The sequence below is a fragment of the Streptomyces sp. genome, from assembly GCF_031181555.1.
Taxonomy (GTDB): domain Bacteria; phylum Actinomycetota; class Actinomycetes; order Streptomycetales; family Streptomycetaceae; genus Streptomyces; species Streptomyces fimbriatus.
Genome location: NZ_JAPSKQ010000074.1, coordinates 1 through 17,268, shown reverse-complemented (window position 1 = coordinate 17,268; position 17,268 = coordinate 1). Strand labels below are relative to the sequence as shown.

The window sequence follows — 17,268 nt, the reverse complement described above, 5'->3', positions numbered from 1 at the left end:
CGCGCGTGTCCCCGACGTGTGGAGTGACCGCGGAATGCTATGGCCCCGCAGGGCCGCGGAACCTGCCCGGCCGGCCCTAGTGCGGCCCTCCCCGCAGGGCCCGGCGCAGGGGGCCGCCCACCACGCGGCGGGCGCGGCGGTACACCGAGGTGGTCACCGGGGCGGCGACGGTCCCGCGCGTGCCGGCCTTGGCACGTGCCAGTTCGCGCTTCAGCTTGGCGTTGTCCGCGGCCAGTTCGCTGACCCGGGTGTGCAGCCAGCCGAAGCGCGCGACGAGGGAGGCGGGATCGGTGTCGAGCCAGGGGCGGACGCCCTCGGGGAAGTCCAGCGAGCCCAGCCGCTTCTCGTGGGCCGCGCCGCCGTCACCGTGCGTGAAGGTGTTCTCCAGCCCGTTCTTGTCCAGGAACGCCGTGAACCGCTGGAACCTCTCGTGGTGGTTGCCGGTCAGGGGGCCGAGGTCGGCCTCCTCGTACAGCAGCGCCGGGTCGATGTCCTCGGGCAGCTTGTCGAGCGTCCGGTACGGGATCTCGAAGTAGCGGCAGAGCTCCAGCGTGCGCGAGTCCGAGCACAGCACGGTCGCGGGCGTGCCGGCCAGCAGCGCCGCGATGTTGCCGTGGATGCGGGAACCGAAGGAGAAGTCGAAGTCCCGCAGGTCGTTGATCCAGGTCACCGGGTCGATGTAGACGCGGGCCTTGTCCTCCCGGTACATCGGGTGGTCGGGATGCGTCGGCATCTCCTTGACCTTCCCGTTCGGGTGGGACAGGTCCCGCCAGTGCAGCTGCTGCGCGTCGCTGAGGTTCTGGCCTATGAACCGCAGGTTCGGGTACCGCTCGTGCGTGCGCCGGATGATCCGGTCCAGGCCCAGCTTCCGCACGGCGTCGTGCGAGCCGTTGATCGCGATCCGGGAGTCGGCCGTCAGCTCCCGCGTCCGCTTCCGTACGGGGAGTTCCGCGCCGTACATGAACAGCGAGGGGCACCCGATGACCTCGACGTCCCGGTAGCCCAGGTCCTTCAGGTACTTCTCGGTGAACTCGCCGCGCACACCGATCGAGGCGCTGCGGTCCAGGACCGCGGAGACGAAGTCGCGCACCGACGGCTCCATCGGCTTCAGGCGCGCGGGGTCGTAGTTCAGCCCGGTCTGCGCGCCGACGCCCAGCACGACCACCGGGATCCTCAGCTTGCCGATCAGCCGCGTCAGCCGCTTCAGCTGGGGCTCGAAGGAGGGCCGGAAGGCGTTGGCCAGGGGGACGACGAAGGCGTCGTACTCCTCGTTGATCCGGCTCGCCGCGTTCACGTCCGTCCGGATGCCGTTGGAGACCACCTCGGTGTGCGGTGTCTCCAGGATCTTGTGCGCGGCATCACTGAAGATCAGGTTGCCGGAGTTGGTGGCGATGACGTCGCGGTGCAGGGCCTCCTCCACGGACACGACGTCGTAGGGGCTTTTTCCGGACCTGAGGAGGATGCGCTTCGTGCGGCGAACGTTGTGTGACACAGCGTTCAAAATACGTTTGCGGAACCTTTAATTTCTATAGGCAACCAACGCAACCTTTTCGTCGTGTGCAAGCCGTGAGCGATTCGTTACCCGATGGATGTCCGGGGACTGGACCGGGGCGCGCCGCGCGCCCCGCTTCGCGTAGATTGCCTGGTGGGCGACCGATCGACGTGAGGGGACGGGCGGCAAGGTGGCAGGGGCAAGGCAGGCCGTGGGCGAGGCCCGCAGGATCGTCGTCAAGGTCGGGTCCTCGTCGCTGACCACCGCGGCGGGCGGTCTGGACGCCGACCGCGTGGACGCCCTCGTCGACGTGCTCGCCAAGAACCGCAGTGGGGGGGAGCGGGAGATCGTTCTCGTGTCCTCCGGCGCCATCGCCGCCGGTCTCGCCCCGCTGGGGCTGCGCCGCCGGCCCAAGGACCTCGCCCGTCAGCAGGCCGCCGCCAGCGTCGGCCAGGGCCTGCTGGTCGCCCGCTACACCGCGTCCTTCGCCCGCTACGGCGTCCGGGTCGGCCAGGTGCTGCTGACCTCCGACGACATGAGCCGCCGCGCCCACCACCGCAACGCCTCGCGCACCCTCGACAAGCTGCTGGCGATGGGCGCCTTCCCGATCGTCAACGAGAACGACACCGTCGCCACCGACGAGATCCGCTTCGGCGACAACGACCGCCTCGCCGCCCTCGTCGCCCACCTGGTCCGCGCCGACCTGCTGGTGCTGCTGTCCGACGTGGACGGCGTGTACGACGGTGACCCCGGCAGGCCCGGCACCTCCCGGGTGACGGAGGTGCGCGGTCCCCAGGACCTCGCCCACGTCGAGATCGGCAGCACCGGCAAGGCCGGCGTCGGCACGGGCGGCATGGTGACCAAGGTCGAGGCCGCCCGGATCGCCGCCGCCGCCGGCATCCCGGTGGTACTGACCAGCGCGGTCGCCGCGGCCGAGGCCCTCGGCGGCGGCGACACCGGCACCTACTTCCACCCCACCGGCAAGCGCTCCGCGGACCGGCTGCTGTGGCTCCAGCACGCGTCCACCCCGCAGGGCTCGCTCACCCTGGACGACGGGGCGGTGCGCGCGGTCGTGCAGCGCCGCAAGTCGCTGTTGCCGGCCGGCATCGCCGGTGTCGAGGGCGAGTTCAGCGCGGGCGACCCGGTCGAGCTGCGGGACGGCGAGGGGCGGGCGGTGGCGCGCGGGCTCGTCAACTTCGACGCCAAGGAGATCCCCCTCCTGATCGGCCGCTCGACCCACGAACTCGCCCGGGACCTCGGGCCGGAGTACGAACGCGAGGTCGTACACAGGGACGATCTGGTGGTCCTGCATCCGTAATGCGCCGAATCGTCCGTCCCCGGTGGTGGACGTTCCGTAAAACCGCCCCACGATCCCCGGCGGCCTGCTCAACTTTGTGCCAGGGACACATCCGCCCGGCCCCACGGCCGGTCCGCGCGTGAAGGAGGCCGTCGTGAGACGAGTGCGCCCTGGGACGACGGCGTCTCACGGTGGTGCAGGCTCCCGTACGGCCGGCGGGGAGCGCGCCCTGACCGGCGTCGCGGCCGGGGGCCGGTTCCCGGGCGGCGAGCCGCGCGAGCTCCCGCGCCTGTGGCACGTCACCCTCAGCGTCTCCGGCGAACGGGCCCCGACCGCCGAGGTCCGGCGGGCCCTGGAACAGCTCGCCCACGACCACCCCTTCCTGCTGACCAGCCGCTACGCCGACGACCACGCGGAGATCCGCTACTGGGAGGAGGCCCGCGACCTGCACGACGCGGCCGCCGTGGCGCTGCGCCTGTGGGGCGAGCACCGGCGGACCGCGGGACTGCCGCCCTGGGAGATCGTCGGCCTGGAGGTCATCGACCGGGCCACCTACCACCAGCGCGTCGCCGCGGGGTACGGACCGGTCCCGGCGACACCGGTCGGGGTGCATCCGTTCTGAAGGACCGGGATGTCTCGGGGTGTGGGACGAATCCGGCGGCGCCCGTCGCCCGCACTACCCTTTCCGCATGACCACGCTCTCGTCGCACGACTCGATGTCCCCGGTCAGCCAGGCCGCCCACCGGGCCAAGGCCGCCGCCGCCACCCTCGCGCCGCTGCCGCGCGCCGCGAAGGACGACGCGCTGCTCGCCATCGCGGACGCGCTGGAGGCCCGGGCGGACGAGATCGTCGAGGCCAACGCCCAGGACGTGGCCAGGGCACGCGAGGCCGGCACCGGTGAGGGCATGATCGACCGGCTCACGCTCACCCCGGAGCGGGTGCGTGCCATCGCCTCCGACGTGCGGGACGTGGCCGCGCTGCCCGACCCGGTCGGCGAGGTCGTCCGCGGCTCCACCCTGCCCAACGGCATCGACCTGCGCCAGGTCCGGGTGCCGCTCGGCGTCGTCGGGATCATCTACGAGGGCCGGCCCAACGTCACGGTCGACGCCGCCGCCCTGTGCCTGAAGTCCGGCAACGCGGTGCTGCTGCGCGGCTCCTCCTCCGCGTACCGGTCGAACACCGCGCTGGTGCGGGTGCTGCGCGACGCCGTGGGAGGGGCCGGGCTGCCCGCCGACGCCGTGCAGCTGGTGCCCGGCGAGAGCCGGGACAGCGTGCGCGAGCTGATGCGCGCCCGCGGCCTGGTCGACGTGCTCATCCCGCGCGGCGGCGCCTCCCTGATCAACACGGTCGTCCAGGAGTCGGTCGTCCCGGTCATCGAGACCGGCACCGGCAACTGCCACGTCTACGTCGACGCGACGGCCGACCTCGACACGGCGGTGGAGATCCTGGTCAACTCCAAGGCCCAGCGGGTCGGCGTCTGCAACGCCGCCGAGACCCTGCTGGTCCACCAGGACATCGCCGCCGACTTCCTGCCGCGCGCCCTGGACGCCCTGGCCGACGCCGGGGTCACCGTGCACGCCGACGAGCGCGTGATGGCGTACGCCAAGGAGTCCCGCGCGACGGTCGTGGAGGCCACCGCGGAGGACTGGGAGACCGAGTACCTCTCCTACGACATCGCCGCCGCCGTCGTCGACTCCCTCGACCGGGCCGTGGAGCACATCCGGCGGTGGACCTCCGGCCACACCGAGGCCATCGTCACCACCTCGCAGGCGGCCGCCCGCCGCTTCACCCGGCTGGTGGACTCCACCACGGTCGCGGTGAACGCCTCCACCCGCTTCACCGACGGCGGCCAGTTCGGCTTCGGCGCCGAGATCGGCATCTCGACGCAGAAGCTGCACGCCCGGGGGCCGATGGGCCTGCCCGAGCTGACCAGCACGAAGTACATCGTCACCGGCGACGGCCACATCCGGAGCTGATCCGCGCACGGCGCGAAAGCGGCGGTACGGGCGGCGGCGGGACCGTCTCGGCAGACGGATGAATTTCCACACCGTCTGCCCAAAACGACCCCCCAGGTCTACCCTGGATCCGTGCCGGAGGACGTGGGGGGCACGCCGTTCCCTGACGGCTGGGAGCCCGACGACGACCACGACCGCGGAGTGTCGGACGAAGAGTTCGCCTCCGTGGTCTTCGACGAGGCCTTCGTACGCGCGGCCGAGGTGCACGAGCCGACCGCCGTCGAGCGCCTCCTGGCCGCCGCGCAGGCCAGAGCCGAGGCCGAGGCCCGCCGGACCCGTCCACGCGGCGAGCGGTACGACGGGTACGGCGGCTACCGGGGCGACCCCGGCCTCGACGACCCGGACGGCGATCCCGACGTCCCGGAGGACGGCTACGGCTCCCCGGGCCCGTACGGCAGGCAGGTCCGCTGGCACCGCCCCGTCGCCTGGATACTCGCCCTGGTGATGGGCATCGGCATGGTCGCGCTCGCCTTCTCGGCCGTGTACCGGGGCGCCTCCTCCAACCGCGAGGACCAGGTCCCGTCACCCGCCTCCACCGGCCTGGAGCAGAGCGGCGGGGCGGCCCCGTCCGCCTCCGCCGACTACTCCCAGCCGGCCGTCCCGGTGATCCCGCGCAGCCCCTGAGACCGGGGGACCGCCCTGGTGAGAACCTGCCGGAACTCGCCGCGCGGCAGGGCGTTTACCCGGGCTCCCCGGGACCTACCCTGAAGATATGGGAGGGCCTCCGGACCCACCCGAGGGGACGCCCGAGGGAGCCCCCGGAGGTGGAGAGGACGAGTACAGGTCCGTCGTCTTCGACGAGTCCTTCGTCCGCGCTGCCCGGCTCCAGGAGTACTCCGCGCAGGAGCGCATCACCGACCACGCGCCCGCCGTGCGCCGCCGTCCGCCCCTGCGCCGGGGCGGCCTGTCCCGGCAGGTGCTGGTCCTGTTCCTCCTGATCGCCGTGGCCTTCGGCACCGCGATCTACATGGGCGTACGCCACCCCTACCAGGCGCCCGCCGCCAAGGAGCCGGCCGAGCCCCTGCGGATGACCGTCGTCCCGCTCGCTCCCCAGGGCAAGGTGCCCGGCACCACCGACCCCGAACAGCTGTACGCGAACAGTCCGGCGGCGCAGTTCCGCGTCGGCGCGGAGGGAGTGACGCTCCCGGCGTCCCGGCGCACCGCGCACTTCTCGGACGGCCAGGTCATGAACGCGCTGATCACCGCGAAGGACTACATCGTGCGGTCCTCCCTCGACCCCGAGGTGCTCACCGGCGGCGAGACGCGGTCCGTGCGGGTGCTGCTCGACCCCGAACAGCTGGACCAGTTCGACCAGAGCTTCGCCCGGCCCACCGCCGACGGACGGCACGCGCCCACCGGATGGCTGGTCCGCTTCGACCCCTCCCGCGTGGAGCTGGCCGACCGCGAGATCCGGGTCCAGGGCACGATGCAGACCGCCGAGACCGACTCCACCACCCTGGAGGTCGCCACGGACCACACGTTCGTGTACGCGGTGCGGGCGGCCGGCGCGGATCAGGACGCCGAGGTCTCCCTGTTCACGGTCCGGCGCGAGCTGCTCTTCCGCTTCGACCGCGACGACCTGCGTCTGCACCAGGCCCAGCTGGTCCTCTCCGACGTCCAGGCCGGCCCCCTGTCCTGCGCCGAGGACTCCACCGCCCGGCTGCGCCCCCTCCTCGCCGGCCAGACGGCCGAGGAGGGCGGCCCCGCCGGCACCGATCCCTACGCCACGGGCAGCGCGCCGGCGCTGTGCGGTTCCCTGGCGACGGGGGCGCAACCGAAGCCGTGAGCCGGCCGGCGCCGGCCGGCCGTTCCCCGACGTCTCGGGCGTCGCCCGCCAGGTCTCAGGCGCCGTCGCGCGGCGGGGTGCCGTCCTCCGTGCCCGGCGGCGTACCCGGCTCCTGCGGGTCCCGCGGCGGCCTGGGCGCCGAGGACGTGAAGCCGCCGAAGCCGCGGCGGACCCGGTCGCCCAGGTCTCCGGCACCGCCCGCGATGTCGCTGACCAGTTTCATCAGCGGGTCCTTGGAGGTCCTCACCTCGCCGGCGTAGCTGCTCGCCGACTCCCGCCACGAGTCCCGTACCGAGGCGTCCCCGTCCTCGTCGCGGCGCGGGTAGTGGCCGTCCATGATCCGCTGGTAGTCCCGCGTGGCCGCCCACTTCTTCAGTTCGGCCGCCCGCACGGTGGTGAAGGGGTGGGAGCGGGGCAGCACGTTGAGGATCTTCAGCACCGAGTCGCGCAGGTCGCCGCCGGCCTCGTACTCGTCGGCCTGCTCCAGGAACGCGTCCACGTTCATCTCGTGCAGATGGTTGCCGCCCGCGATCTTCATCAGACCGCGCATCGAGGCCTGGAGGTCCTGGCCGACCAGCAGCCCCGCGCGGTCCGCGGACAGCTCCGACTTGCGGAACCACTCGCGCAGCGCCGTCACGATCGCCATGATCGCGAAGTTGCCGAGCGGGATCCAGGCGACCCGGACCGCGAGGGACGTCAGGAACAGCAGGATCGTCCGGTACACCGAGTGCCCGGACAGCGCGTGCCCGACCTCGTGCCCGACGACCGCCCGCATCTCCTCCTCGTCGAGCAGCTCGACCAGCCCCGTGGTGACCACGATGATCGGCTCGTCCAGGCCGATGCACATCGCGTTCGGCGTCGGGTCCTGGTTGACGTACATCGGCGGGACCTTCTCCAGGTCCAGGATGTAGCAGGCGTCCCGCAGCATGTCGTTGAGGTGCGCGAACTGCCGGTCCGAGACGCGCACCGAGTCGGAGAGGAACAGCAGCCTGAGGCTGCGCTCGGGCAGCAGGCCGCTCAACGCCTTGAAGACCGTGTCGAAGCCGCTCAGCTTGCGCAGCGCCACCAGCGCGGAGCGGTCGGCCGGGTGTTCGTACGCTCGCGAGGAGATTCCGGGGAAACGCCTGCGCTGCCTGCTCGGCACGCTCTCGTGCCCGTTGTGCTGATGGCCGTCGGACATGTTTCCCCCATGTGCGTCTGAGTGGCCCTTGCGGCCCCTTGTGCGGCTCTTCGTTCCTCCGAGGCGAGACCCAGCCTAGGCGGAGACACCGCGGACGGGCAGTGCGGAAGGGCACGGCACCGCGCGGTTCGCCGTTGCGCGGCTCCAGGCAGAAGGACGACCGGAGGCACCGGGAAGGTTGCCCGCCGCCCGCAACGGCGGAGTCGGCGTGATCGGCGCGAACGCGCCCGCTTACGATGAGCCGACGTCTTTATCCCGCCCACACGCGATAGGTCCTGCCGAAGATGAGCTTCCACAGCACCGCTGCCCAGTTGGTCACCCTCGCCGCCGAGGGCGGAGAGCACAGCGGCAACCACGAGAGCCTCAACCCCTACCTGACCGGCGGCGGCGCCCTGGTCGCCCTGCTGCTCCTGCTGTGGATCACGACCCGCTTCAACCGCGACCGCTGAGCCCGTCGCGGGCCGTCCGGGGATCCGGGGCCCCTCCGGCGGCCGGGGTCCACAGGCCGGGCCGGTAGGGTCTGCACGCATGGGAGAGCAGGACATGCCTACCGGCCCGGCGAAGGACGCGGCCGAGGAGTCGGCGAGCGGCACCGAGCGCCGCCCGGCGCCCCGCCGGACGGTCGACGGCCCCGGCAGCGGCCCGTCGAAGCCGGGCAAGCGCCGCCTCGGCGTCATGGGCGGCACCTTCGACCCGATCCATCACGGGCACCTGGTGGCGGCCAGCGAGGTCGCCGCGCAGTTCCACCTCGACGAGGTGGTCTTCGTCCCCACCGGCCAGCCGTGGCAGAAGAGCCACCGCACGGTCTCCGCGGCCGAGGACCGCTACCTGATGACGGTCATCGCGACCGCCGAGAACCCGCAGTTCTCGGTGAGCCGCATCGACATCGACCGCGGCGGCCCCACCTACACCGTGGACACCCTGCGCGACCTGCGCGCGCTCAACCCCGACACGGACCTGTTCTTCATCACCGGCGCCGACGCCCTCGCCCAGATCCTCACCTGGCGCGACAGCGAGGAGCTGTTCTCCCTGGCGCACTTCATCGGCGTGACCCGGCCCGGCCACCACCTGACCGACGCGGGCCTCCCCGAGGGTGGTGTCTCGCTCGTCGAGGTCCCCGCCCTGGCGATCTCCTCGACGGACTGCCGTGCGAGAGTCGCCAAGGGAGAACCCGTCTGGTATCTGGTGCCGGACGGAGTCGTGCGCTACATCGCCAAGCGCGAGCTGTACCGGGGCGAGTGAGCCGAGAGGGGCACCGGTGAACGACCGATACGACGCGGGACACGGGACCGACGGGCCCGCCCCGTACGAGCTCGTCGGCTACGACGAATACGGCCGGCCCGTCTACCGCCAGGCCACGGACCAGCAGACCCGGCAGCAGCCGTACGACCCGTACCAGCAGCAGGGACAGCAAGGGCAGCAGGGTTACGCCTACGACCCGTACGCCGCGGGCGGGCCGCAGCAGCCCGAGCCGTCGTACGACCCCTACGGGACCGGGACCGCCCAGCAGCCGCCGGTCCCCTCCTACGACTCCTACGGCTCCTACGACCCCTACGCGACCGGCACCCACCAGGACGGCCCGGCGGCAGCCCCGTACGACTCCTACGGCCAGACCGCGCACGGCCAGACCGCGCACACCGGCACCGGTCTGCAGCCCCGGGCCGCCGAGCAGACCGCGCACATCCCGCAGCAGGCCGGCCCGGTCGACGACGGAACGGACCCCGCCGAGCCCGCACCGGAGTACCGCACCGAGCAGTTCGCGTTCGTCGAGGAGCCGGACGACGACTCCGAGGACGTCATCGACTGGCTGAAGTTCACCGAGAACCGCACCGAGCGCCGCGAGGAGGCCCGGCGCCGCGCGCGCAGCCGGGTCATCGCCCTGGTCGTGGTCCTCGCCCTGGTCGCCGTCGGCGGCGTCGGCTACCTCTGGTACGCCGGGAAGCTGCCCGGCCTGTCCGGCTCCGGCTCCGGCACGGGCACCACCACGGCGGCGGGCGCCCAGAAGCGCGACGTGATCGTCGTCCACCTGCACGACACCACCAACGGCGGCACCACCACCGCGCTGCTCGTCGACAACACCACCACCAAGCAGGGCACCACCGTCCTGCTGCCCAACTCCCTCGCCCTCACCGCCGACGACGGCACCACCACCACGCTCGCCAAGTCCGTCGAGGACGACGGCTCCGAGGGCACCCGGACCGCGCTCGACACCGTCCTCGGCACCGACATCGAGGGCACCTGGCGGCTGGACACCCCGTTCCTGCTCACCCTCGTCGACCTCGTCGGCAACATCGAGATCGACACCGACGCCGACGTGCCCGACCCGAAGGCCAAGAAGGGCGAGGCACCCCTGGTCCACAAGGGCGAGAGCCAGACCCTCAGCGGCAAGATGGCCGTCGCCTACGCCACCCACCGCGCCCCCGGCGAGCCCCAGAACGCCCAGCTGGAGCGGTTCGGGCAGGTCATGCACGGCGTCCTGCGCAAGATGACCTCCGACCCGGACGCCGCGACGACCACCATCCAGACCCTCGGCCAGATCATCGAGCCGCCGCTGACCGACAAGGACCTCGGCGCCTTCCTCGCCCGGCTCTCCGACCTCGCCAAGGGCGGCGACCACACGACCGCGCTGCTGCCCGTGCAGGACGACGGCACGCTCACCGCGCAGACGAGCGACAGCGTGGTCAAGGACATCCTCGGCGGCACCGCGAAGAGCCCCGACAAGGACGCCGCCGTCAGCGTCTCCGTGCGCAACGCCACCGGGGTGAAGGACCGCACCGAGCAGGCCCGCGTGGTCCTCCTCAACGGCGGCTTCACCTTCCTGGAGGCCGGCACCGCCGCCGCCCCGGAGGCGACCTCCGAGGTCGTCTACGCGAACGCCGCCGACAAGGAGAACGCCACCGAGGTCGCCAAGACCCTGGGACTGCCCGAAGGCTCCGTCACCGAGGGGAAGGTCTCCGCGAACGCCCGCGTCTCGGTCGTCCTCGGCCAGGACTACGAGCCCGGGTCGTAGCCGCGGGGAGGGCGTGCCCCGTAATGCGTGGGGTGCGCCCGGCGGTCCGTGAGACCCTTGAGAGCAAGTGACCGCCGATCGAAAGCCTTGTAGTGACCGCAACCGACCGTTCCCTCGAGCTCGTCACCACCGCCGCCCAGGCGGCCGCCGACAAGCTCGCGCACGACATCGTCGCCTACGACGTCAGTGACGTGCTGTCCATCACCGACGCCTTCCTGCTGGCCTCCGCGCCCAACGACCGCCAGGTCAAGTCGATCGTCGACGAGATCGAGGAGCGGCTGAACAAGGAGCTCGGCGCCAAGCCGGTCCGCCGCGAGGGCGACCGCGAGGCCCGCTGGGTGCTGCTCGACTACGTCGACATCGTCGTCCACGTCCAGCACAGCGAGGAGCGCGTCTTCTACGCCCTGGAGCGGCTGTGGAAGGACTGCCCCGAGCTGGAGCTGCCCGCCGACGCCCGGGCCACCCGCGGCAAGGCCGCGGAGCACGCCAGGCTGCAGGAGGCCGAGGAGGCGACCGAGCCGGGTGGTGAGTGGCGGTGAGCGCCACCGGTGAGGTGGGCGGGTCCGCGCGCCGGGGCCGCCGCGTCATCCTGTGGCGGCACGGCCAGACCTCCTGGAACGTGGAGCGACGCTTCCAGGGCTCCACGGACGTGGAGCTCACCGAGACCGGCGTCTCGCAGGCCCGCCGGGCCGCCCGGCTGCTCGCGGGGCTCAAGCCGGACGCGATCGTCGCCTCCGACCTGAAGCGGGCGGCGGACACCGCCGCGGAACTCGCCGCGCTCACCGGCCTGGAGGTCGCCCTCGACGAGGGCCTGCGCGAGACCTACGCGGGCGTCTGGCAGGGCCTGACGCACGACGAGATCATCGCCCGGTACGGCGAGGAGTACGCCGCGTGGAAGCGCGGCGAGCCGGTGCGCCGGGGCGGTGGCGAACTGGAGACCGAGGTCGCCGACCGCGCCGCCCCCGTGGTGCTGAGGTACGTCGAGAAGCTCCCCGAGGACGGCACGCTCGTCGTGGTCAGCCACGGCGGCACCATCCGCACCACCATCGGCCGGCTGCTCGGCCTGGAGCCGCACAACTGGGAGAGCCTCGGCGGCCTCACCAACTGCTGCTGGTCCGTCCTCGGCGAGGGCGTCCGCGGCTGGCGCCTGCTCGAGCACAACGCCGGCACCCTGCCGGAGCCGGTGCTCGGCGACGACGACTGAGGCCCTCCGGGACCGGCCCCCGGCCGGCCCGGACCGGCCCGGGGACCCGGATTTCACTTTCCGGCAGGTCACAGGCTAAAGTTCTTCTTGTTCGCCCCGCCGAGCGGGGCGAAACACCGTGCGGCTCCGCCGCGTGGCACAAGGGGCTATAGCTCAGTTGGTAGAGCGCCTGCATGGCATGCAGGAGGTCAGGAGTTCAATTCTCCTTAGCTCCACACCGTGAAGATCCCGCCCCCTCAGGGGGCGGGATTTTTTCGTCGCTCGCCCTTGAGCAGGACGGCTCCCACAGGCGTATACCTCCACAAGGCGCCGAGCCGTGTCCCGACCGGTACCCGGCGTCGCTGACCGTGTTGGCCCGGTCGTGGCAGAATCAAACGGCCGGAAGGGGGCGCGGCCCGACGGGAGGGAGTTGTGATGCCTGCGAGCATCCTCGAGGAGGTCGATCACCTCCTCGGAGCGGTGTCGACGCGACGGACCTCGACCCGTCTCAGCTGCCCCTCCTGCGGTTCCGCGCACGTCGCCCAGGCGCTCGGCGGCAACGGCGGGATCTCCTACGTGTGCACGGCCTGCGGCCACAGCTGGAGCTGAGCGATGGGTGCACACAGGCGGAAGTGCGACTGGTGCGACAGCGGGACACCGATCGTCCGCGACATGGAACCGATCAACCCCGACTACCAGTACTGGTGCGAGGAGTGCGCGCGGGCGCTGATCATAAAAGGCGACCCCATCGAGACGTACCGGGAACTCGAGGGCGAGCCGATCTACGGCCGGCTGCTGGAGGAGCACTGCACGCTCAAGCGCTTCTATTCGTTCGTCACGGCGTGACCGCGCCCGCGCGGTGAACCGGACATCCCGGACGTTCCCGGTGAGAACGGAAACGATTTGGTGTTCTGCCGGGGGGACCGTGTAATGTTGGCGTCGCCGCCGGGGAAACCGGGCGGAACAAAGCAAGGGGCTATAGCTCAGTTGGTAGAGCGCCTGCATGGCATGCAGGAGGTCAGGAGTTCAATTCTCCTTAGCTCCACAGAAGTCGAGGGCGGATCATCCGGACGGATGGTCCGCCCTCGCTCGTTGTGCCCGCCGACCGCGTCAGCGGCCCAGGGCGCGCCGGCCGCGGCCCTGCGAGAGCACCGGCAGATTGCGGGACGGCCCCTTGGCCTGGGGCGCCTCGTCCTCGATGCGCAGGGCCAGGGCCGGGCAGCGGCGCACCGCGCGCAGCGCCTTGGCCTCGGCGTAGCGCGGCACCTGGGCCTGCGCCACCGTCGGGAAGCCGTCCGCGCCGAGCTGGAAGACCTCCGGGAGGATGTCCGCGCACAGGCCGTGGCCCCGGCACAGCGTCCAGTCGACGTAGATCTTCTGGCGGCTGGGGCCGTTCTCCTCGGTCTGGCCGCCCGGGACGCCGGTCGGGGCCCTGCCCCCCTCGAAGAGCGGCAGGACGCCCGCCACGGGCCGTCCGCAGCCGTTGCCGAGGACGTGCGCGGCGAGGTCGTCGGTGAACGCCTTGAGGGTCGACTCCAGGAACATCGCGGAGCCGTCCGGATGGGAACAGGCGCCGCGCCGCTTCACGTTCCTGGCGACCTGCTTGAGCGCCTCCAGGGCGGCCGGGCCGCCGCCGCCCAGGATGTCCTCCAGACCGCGGGCCGCGGCCGGCAGCCCCAGGTAGCAGGGGCCGCACTGGCCGGCGCTCTCCTCCGCCAGCCACTGCGCCACCCGCAGCGACTCGCCCAGCGGGCAGGTGTCCTGACTGATCGGCAGGACGGCTCCCGCGCCCAGCGAACCGCCCACCGCGTCCAGGGAGTTGCGGGAGACGATCGCCTCGTTGACGGTCGCCGCGTCGATCCACTTGCCGTGGTAACCGCCCGTCAGCACACCCTGCGGCACCGGCGGCGCGCCGGCGAGCTGGAGCACGTAGCGCAGCGGCACGCCCGTCGGGACCTCGATCACCATGGGGCGGGCCACCGCCCCGGACACCGTGAGCATCACGGTGCCGGGTTCGTCGTACAGGCCGGTGTTGCCGTAACGCTCCGGGCCGATGCGGGCGGCGATGGCCAGCTGGGCGAAGGTCTCGGCGTTGGACAGCAGCGTGGGCGCGCCGCCGACGCCGCTCCTGGAGGCGCTGACCTTGCGGCCCGGCGGGATCGCCGGGCCGCCGTCGATGGAGCGGATCAGGGAGGCGGCGGCACCGGTGACCATGCGGACCGGGTTGCGCTGCACCCGGGCACGCAGCGCGGAGCGGCGCCCGTTGCTCAGGCCGCGTTCGGCGAGCGCGGCCTCCATGGAGCGCTGGGTGGACTCCCGGGTGACCCCCACCACGAGCGTGCGGGCGCCCATGGCCTCGGCGCACAGCAGCGCGCCGTCCAGGATGAGGTGCGGGGCGCGGTTGATCAGCACCGTGTCCTTGCGGCAGGCCGGTTCGTCCTCACTGCCGTTGACGACGACGACCGGCCGGACGCCGCGCTTGATCGCCGATTCGGCGACCGAGCGCAGCTTCTTGTGGAAGGGGAAACCCGCGCCGCCGCGGCCCCTGAGGTTGATGCGTTCGGCGAGCTGCGCGAGCTGCTCGCCGCCCAGGGGCTCGAGCGGCCCGTGCACCTTCAGGTGCATGGGCAGGTCGAGCCGGTCGACAAGGTCGAAACCCGACGTGAGCTGGGGAAGGCCGACCACGCGGACTTCGGGTACGTCGGGCAGAGCCTCGTTCACTTGTGGCCTCCGGACGGCGTGTTCCAAGGTTCGCCCGAACCCGGTGCGCCGAAGTCGTAGGACGACGAGGGCGACGCACCGGGGAGTGGTTCAGTGGCGGGACCGCTGTTGTACGTGTCACTCGGGTGGTACGTGTCGTAGAGGGTGTTCGTCTCACCGGTGTCGTACACATCACTCGAGCCGTACCCCGAGCCGACCGGATTGCCCTGGACGGGGACGGTGTATCCGGTGTCGTTGAGCGGGTCGTACGCCGACGGCGGGGCCTCGCCGACCGGCGGCGGGGACGGGATCGGCCAGTTGCCCGAGGTGCTCGACGGGCCGTCCCCGCGCGGCATGCTCCGGGTGGGCTGCATGTCCGGGGGCAGTTCCGTGCGGGCGCCCCGGTCCGCGAAGAGGGGCTGCCGCCGCGGCCCGGAGGACGCCGAGACCGCACGGTAGGCGGCCGCGAAGCCGTTCGCCGGCTCCGCGGCGGCGGGCCGTTCGGCGGTCCCGTGGAGCGGTCCGTCCCCGCTCGGCCGGTTCCCGCGCGGACCGTCCCCGCCTTCCCGGTCGCCGCGCGACCGGGAGCCGCGCCGTTCCCCGCGGTCCGGCCGCCCGGTGGTGTCGAGCAGGGCGGTGATCCGGTCGGCGACCCTGCGCCTGACCGGGCGCGGGGCGGCGCGCAGGGCGAGGGCCGCCATGACGCCGACCACGGACAGGCCGTAGAGGACGACGAAGACCGGCTTCGCGGCTCGACCCGCGTAGAGCCCGTGCACCAGCGCGGCGCACCAGGCCGGATAGGCCAGCATGTGCATGGCCCGCCAGCGGGCCGCGACGGGGGCCGGCGAGGCGAAGCGGTTGCGCAGCACGCCGGTGATGCCCACGAAGAACATCAGCAGGCCGGCGGTGGTGCCCAGACCGATCAGGAAGGTCCGGCCGGTGACGGCCTCGTCGTCGGTGAGGGCCAGTCCGAAGGGGATCACCGCGGCGATCCAGGTGGTGTGGTCCAGCACCAGCTTGATGACGATGTGCAGCAGCAGGAAGACGATCGAGGCGACCGCGGTCGTCCGGTGCACCGCCTGCGCCAGGATCCGCTGGCGCGGGCCGAGCAGGATCCGGTCCTGGGCGACGAGCCCCCAGATCACCGAGCAGCTGAGGCAGACGAGCGACAGGACGCCCACACCGAAGTTGAGGAACTCGGCGAGCCAGTCGTCCGCCGTGCTGTCGTCCGGCCTCACGACCCACCTCCCCGCGTCACGACTCGGAGCGGGCACGGCGGAGCCGCAGCCGACCGGCCCCGTGCGGGGGGTGGGCTGCTGTCTGGACGACGGTTCATGGGGCAACTCCGAGGTTTCGGTAAAGCGGTCCCGCGCCGCACTCTAGGCCCGGTCATACCGATGAGTACGAGGTTTGAGTTATTACGCCGTTACCAAAAGACAATGCGGTCGTTGTGGCGCCCCTTAGCGGCCGTTACGCGAAGTAACCTCTGACCGGGGTTCAGGGGTGCCGGCCGGACGGGCGCGGCCCCGGCGGGCCCGCGCGCGCCCGGGAAGAGCGTCGCGGCGTGCTCGGGGCCTGCGGTACCCTTGCGCCATGCGTGCCGTACGCCTTCTGCTTAGCGAGCCGCGCTGATCAGTCCCGACCGCCGGTGACCGGCAGGTCGGAATCGGCGCGGCGTCCCCTCCTGTGCGAGGGGATTTTTCATTTCCGGGAAGTCGCAGCAGCCGGCAGAGACGATCGATGGAGCTTTGAGGATCATGAGCGAGACGAACCCCGCTGCCACCGCAGCCGCGGAGGCCGCGCCGCACCGCTACACGGCCGCCCTGGCGGCCGAGATCGAGGCACGCTGGCAGGACTTCTGGGACGCCGAGGGCACCTACGCCGCCCCCAACCCGGGGGGGTCCCCCCGCTCGAGCGGAGCCGAGAGCGGGGGAGGCGACCTGGCGGGCGACCCGGAGACGGTCGCCAAGCCCAAGAAGTTCATCATGGACATGTTCCCGTACCCCTCCGGTGCGGGACTGCACGTCGGTCACCCGCTGGGGTACATCGCCACCGACGTCTTCGCCCGCTTCCAGCGCATGACCGGGCACAACGTCCTGCACACCCTGGGCTTCGACGCCTTCGGCCTGCCCGCCGAGCAGTACGCCGTGCAGACCGGCACGCACCCGCGCGTGTCCACCGAGGCCAACATCGAGAACATGAAGGCCCAGCTGCGCCGGCTGGGCCTGGGCCACGACAAGCGCCGGTCGTTCGCCACGATCGACCCGGACTACTACAAGTGGACCCAGTGGATCTTCCTGCAGATCTTCAACTCCTGGTACGACGAGGAGGCGGGGAGGGCCCGCCCGATCGACGAGCTGATCGCGCAGTTCGAGTCCGGTGAGCGCCCCGTACCGGGCCACGCGCGCGCGTGGGGCGAGCTGAGCGCGGCCGAGCGCGCCGACGTCCTGGGCGAGTTCCGCCTGGCCTACGCCTCCGACGCGCCCGTCAACTGGTGCCCCGGCCTGGGCACCGTGCTGGCCAACGAGGAGGTCACCGCCGAGGGCCGCTCCGAGCGCGGCAACTTCCCCGTCTTCAAGGCCAAGCTGCGCCAGTGGAACATGCG

At 72.1% G+C, this 17,268-nt stretch carries 17 protein-coding genes and 2 tRNA genes; 15 read left to right on the top strand and 4 right to left on the bottom strand.

The window, feature by feature from the left end; translation table 11 throughout:
- Positions 1-76 precede the first annotated feature (76 nt).
- On the bottom strand, positions 77-1,492 hold the full coding sequence (locus RIM90_RS16960) for a polysaccharide pyruvyl transferase family protein (protein WP_309061546.1): 1,416 nt from the start codon (positions 1,490-1,492) through the stop codon (positions 77-79).
- A 211-nt stretch (positions 1,493-1,703) separates the two neighbouring features.
- Here RIM90_RS16960 and proB point away from each other — a divergent pair, with 211 nt between their 5' ends.
- The 5 genes from proB to RIM90_RS16935 all read left to right on the top strand — a co-directional run bounded on the left by proB (position 1,704) and on the right by RIM90_RS16935 (position 6,590).
- Positions 1,704-2,810 carry a glutamate 5-kinase gene (gene proB / locus RIM90_RS16955; RefSeq protein WP_309061553.1) on the top strand — a complete coding sequence of 369 codons (1,107 nt, stop codon included), beginning with the start codon at positions 1,704-1,706 and terminating at the stop codon, positions 2,808-2,810.
- Positions 2,811-2,952: 142 nt separating this feature from the next.
- The gene (locus RIM90_RS16950; RefSeq protein WP_309061552.1) at positions 2,953-3,411 is read left to right on the top strand and encodes a hypothetical protein; all 459 of its coding nucleotides are present in this window, start codon (positions 2,953-2,955) and stop codon (positions 3,409-3,411) included.
- 67 nt (positions 3,412-3,478) lie between these two features.
- Entirely contained in the window at positions 3,479-4,765 is a 1,287-nt protein-coding gene (locus tag RIM90_RS16945) for a glutamate-5-semialdehyde dehydrogenase (protein ID WP_309061545.1), read from the top strand.
- Positions 4,766-4,840: 75 nt separating this feature from the next.
- Positions 4,841-5,428, top strand: a complete 588-nt coding sequence (locus RIM90_RS16940; RefSeq protein ID WP_309061551.1) for a hypothetical protein — start codon at positions 4,841-4,843, stop codon at positions 5,426-5,428.
- An 88-nt stretch (positions 5,429-5,516) separates the two neighbouring features.
- Positions 5,517-6,590, top strand: a complete 1,074-nt coding sequence (locus RIM90_RS16935; protein ID WP_309061544.1) for a hypothetical protein — start codon at positions 5,517-5,519, stop codon at positions 6,588-6,590.
- 55 nt (positions 6,591-6,645) lie between these two features.
- Here the strand turns inward: RIM90_RS16935 and RIM90_RS16930 are convergent, their stop codons facing one another.
- Positions 6,646-7,770, bottom strand: coding sequence for a M48 family metallopeptidase (locus RIM90_RS16930; RefSeq protein WP_309061543.1), 1,125 nt, complete (start codon positions 7,768-7,770; stop codon positions 6,646-6,648).
- A gap of 284 nt (positions 7,771-8,054) precedes the next feature.
- On the opposite strand from RIM90_RS16930, the gene RIM90_RS16925 reads away from it, so the two are divergent.
- The 9 genes from RIM90_RS16925 to RIM90_RS16885 all read left to right on the top strand — a co-directional run bounded on the left by RIM90_RS16925 (position 8,055) and on the right by RIM90_RS16885 (position 13,008).
- Positions 8,055-8,219 (top strand): hypothetical protein, encoded by a 165-nt coding sequence (locus RIM90_RS16925; RefSeq protein WP_309061542.1) that lies wholly within the window; start codon positions 8,055-8,057, stop codon positions 8,217-8,219.
- Between the two features lie 79 nt (positions 8,220-8,298).
- Positions 8,299-9,012: a nicotinate-nucleotide adenylyltransferase gene (nadD, locus tag RIM90_RS16920; protein ID WP_309061541.1), complete on the top strand. Its 714-nt coding sequence runs from the start codon at positions 8,299-8,301 to the stop codon at positions 9,010-9,012.
- Positions 9,013-9,028: 16 nt separating this feature from the next.
- Positions 9,029-10,780: an LCP family protein gene (locus RIM90_RS16915; RefSeq protein ID WP_309061540.1), complete on the top strand. Its 1,752-nt coding sequence runs from the start codon at positions 9,029-9,031 to the stop codon at positions 10,778-10,780.
- Positions 10,781-10,872: 92 nt separating this feature from the next.
- Positions 10,873-11,319: a ribosome silencing factor gene (gene rsfS / locus RIM90_RS16910; protein ID WP_309061539.1), complete on the top strand. Its 447-nt coding sequence runs from the start codon at positions 10,873-10,875 to the stop codon at positions 11,317-11,319.
- Entirely contained in the window at positions 11,316-11,984 is a 669-nt protein-coding gene (locus tag RIM90_RS16905; RefSeq protein ID WP_309061538.1) for a histidine phosphatase family protein, read from the top strand. The genes rsfS and RIM90_RS16905 overlap by 4 nt, the downstream gene beginning before the upstream one ends.
- 142 nt (positions 11,985-12,126) lie before the next feature.
- Positions 12,127-12,199 (top strand) — tRNA-Ala (locus RIM90_RS16900).
- 199 nt (positions 12,200-12,398) lie between these two features.
- Positions 12,399-12,572: a hypothetical protein gene (locus RIM90_RS16895; protein ID WP_309061537.1), complete on the top strand. Its 174-nt coding sequence runs from the start codon at positions 12,399-12,401 to the stop codon at positions 12,570-12,572.
- 3 nt (positions 12,573-12,575) lie between these two features.
- Positions 12,576-12,809: a hypothetical protein gene (locus RIM90_RS16890; protein ID WP_309061536.1), complete on the top strand. Its 234-nt coding sequence runs from the start codon at positions 12,576-12,578 to the stop codon at positions 12,807-12,809.
- Positions 12,810-12,935: 126 nt separating this feature from the next.
- Positions 12,936-13,008 (top strand) — tRNA-Ala (locus tag RIM90_RS16885).
- A gap of 65 nt (positions 13,009-13,073) precedes the next feature.
- Here the strand turns inward: RIM90_RS16885 and RIM90_RS16880 are convergent.
- Together RIM90_RS16880 and RIM90_RS16875 are read right to left on the bottom strand one after the other, a co-directional pair.
- A complete protein-coding gene (locus RIM90_RS16880) occupies positions 13,074-14,684 on the bottom strand; it encodes an NADH-ubiquinone oxidoreductase-F iron-sulfur binding region domain-containing protein (RefSeq protein WP_309061535.1) in 1,611 nt (536 codons plus the stop codon).
- Complete coding sequence (locus tag RIM90_RS16875) at positions 14,681-15,901, bottom strand: cytochrome b/b6 domain-containing protein (RefSeq protein ID WP_309061534.1); 1,221 nt, start codon at positions 15,899-15,901, stop codon at positions 14,681-14,683. The genes RIM90_RS16880 and RIM90_RS16875 overlap by 4 nt, the downstream gene beginning before the upstream one ends.
- Positions 15,902-16,420: 519 nt before the next feature.
- On the opposite strand from RIM90_RS16875, the gene RIM90_RS16870 reads away from it, so the two are divergent.
- A partial coding sequence (locus tag RIM90_RS16870) for a class I tRNA ligase family protein (RefSeq protein WP_309061533.1) occupies positions 16,421-17,268 on the top strand: 848 nt, incomplete at its 3' end.

Coding starts and splice junctions, on each gene's coding strand:
- RIM90_RS16925 (WP_309061542.1), top strand. CDS start 8,055: ATGAGCTTCCACAGCACCGCTGCCCAGTTGGTCACCCTCGCCGCCGAG.
- RIM90_RS16930 (WP_309061543.1), bottom strand. CDS start 7,770: ATGTCCGACGGCCATCAGCACAACGGGCACGAGAGCGTGCCGAGCAGG.
- RIM90_RS16935 (WP_309061544.1), top strand. CDS start 5,517: ATGGGAGGGCCTCCGGACCCACCCGAGGGGACGCCCGAGGGAGCCCCC.
- RIM90_RS16895 (WP_309061537.1), top strand. CDS start 12,399: ATGCCTGCGAGCATCCTCGAGGAGGTCGATCACCTCCTCGGAGCGGTG.
- RIM90_RS16890 (WP_309061536.1), top strand. CDS start 12,576: ATGGGTGCACACAGGCGGAAGTGCGACTGGTGCGACAGCGGGACACCG.
- RIM90_RS16945 (WP_309061545.1), top strand. CDS start 3,479: ATGACCACGCTCTCGTCGCACGACTCGATGTCCCCGGTCAGCCAGGCC.
- nadD (WP_309061541.1), top strand. CDS start 8,299: ATGGGAGAGCAGGACATGCCTACCGGCCCGGCGAAGGACGCGGCCGAG.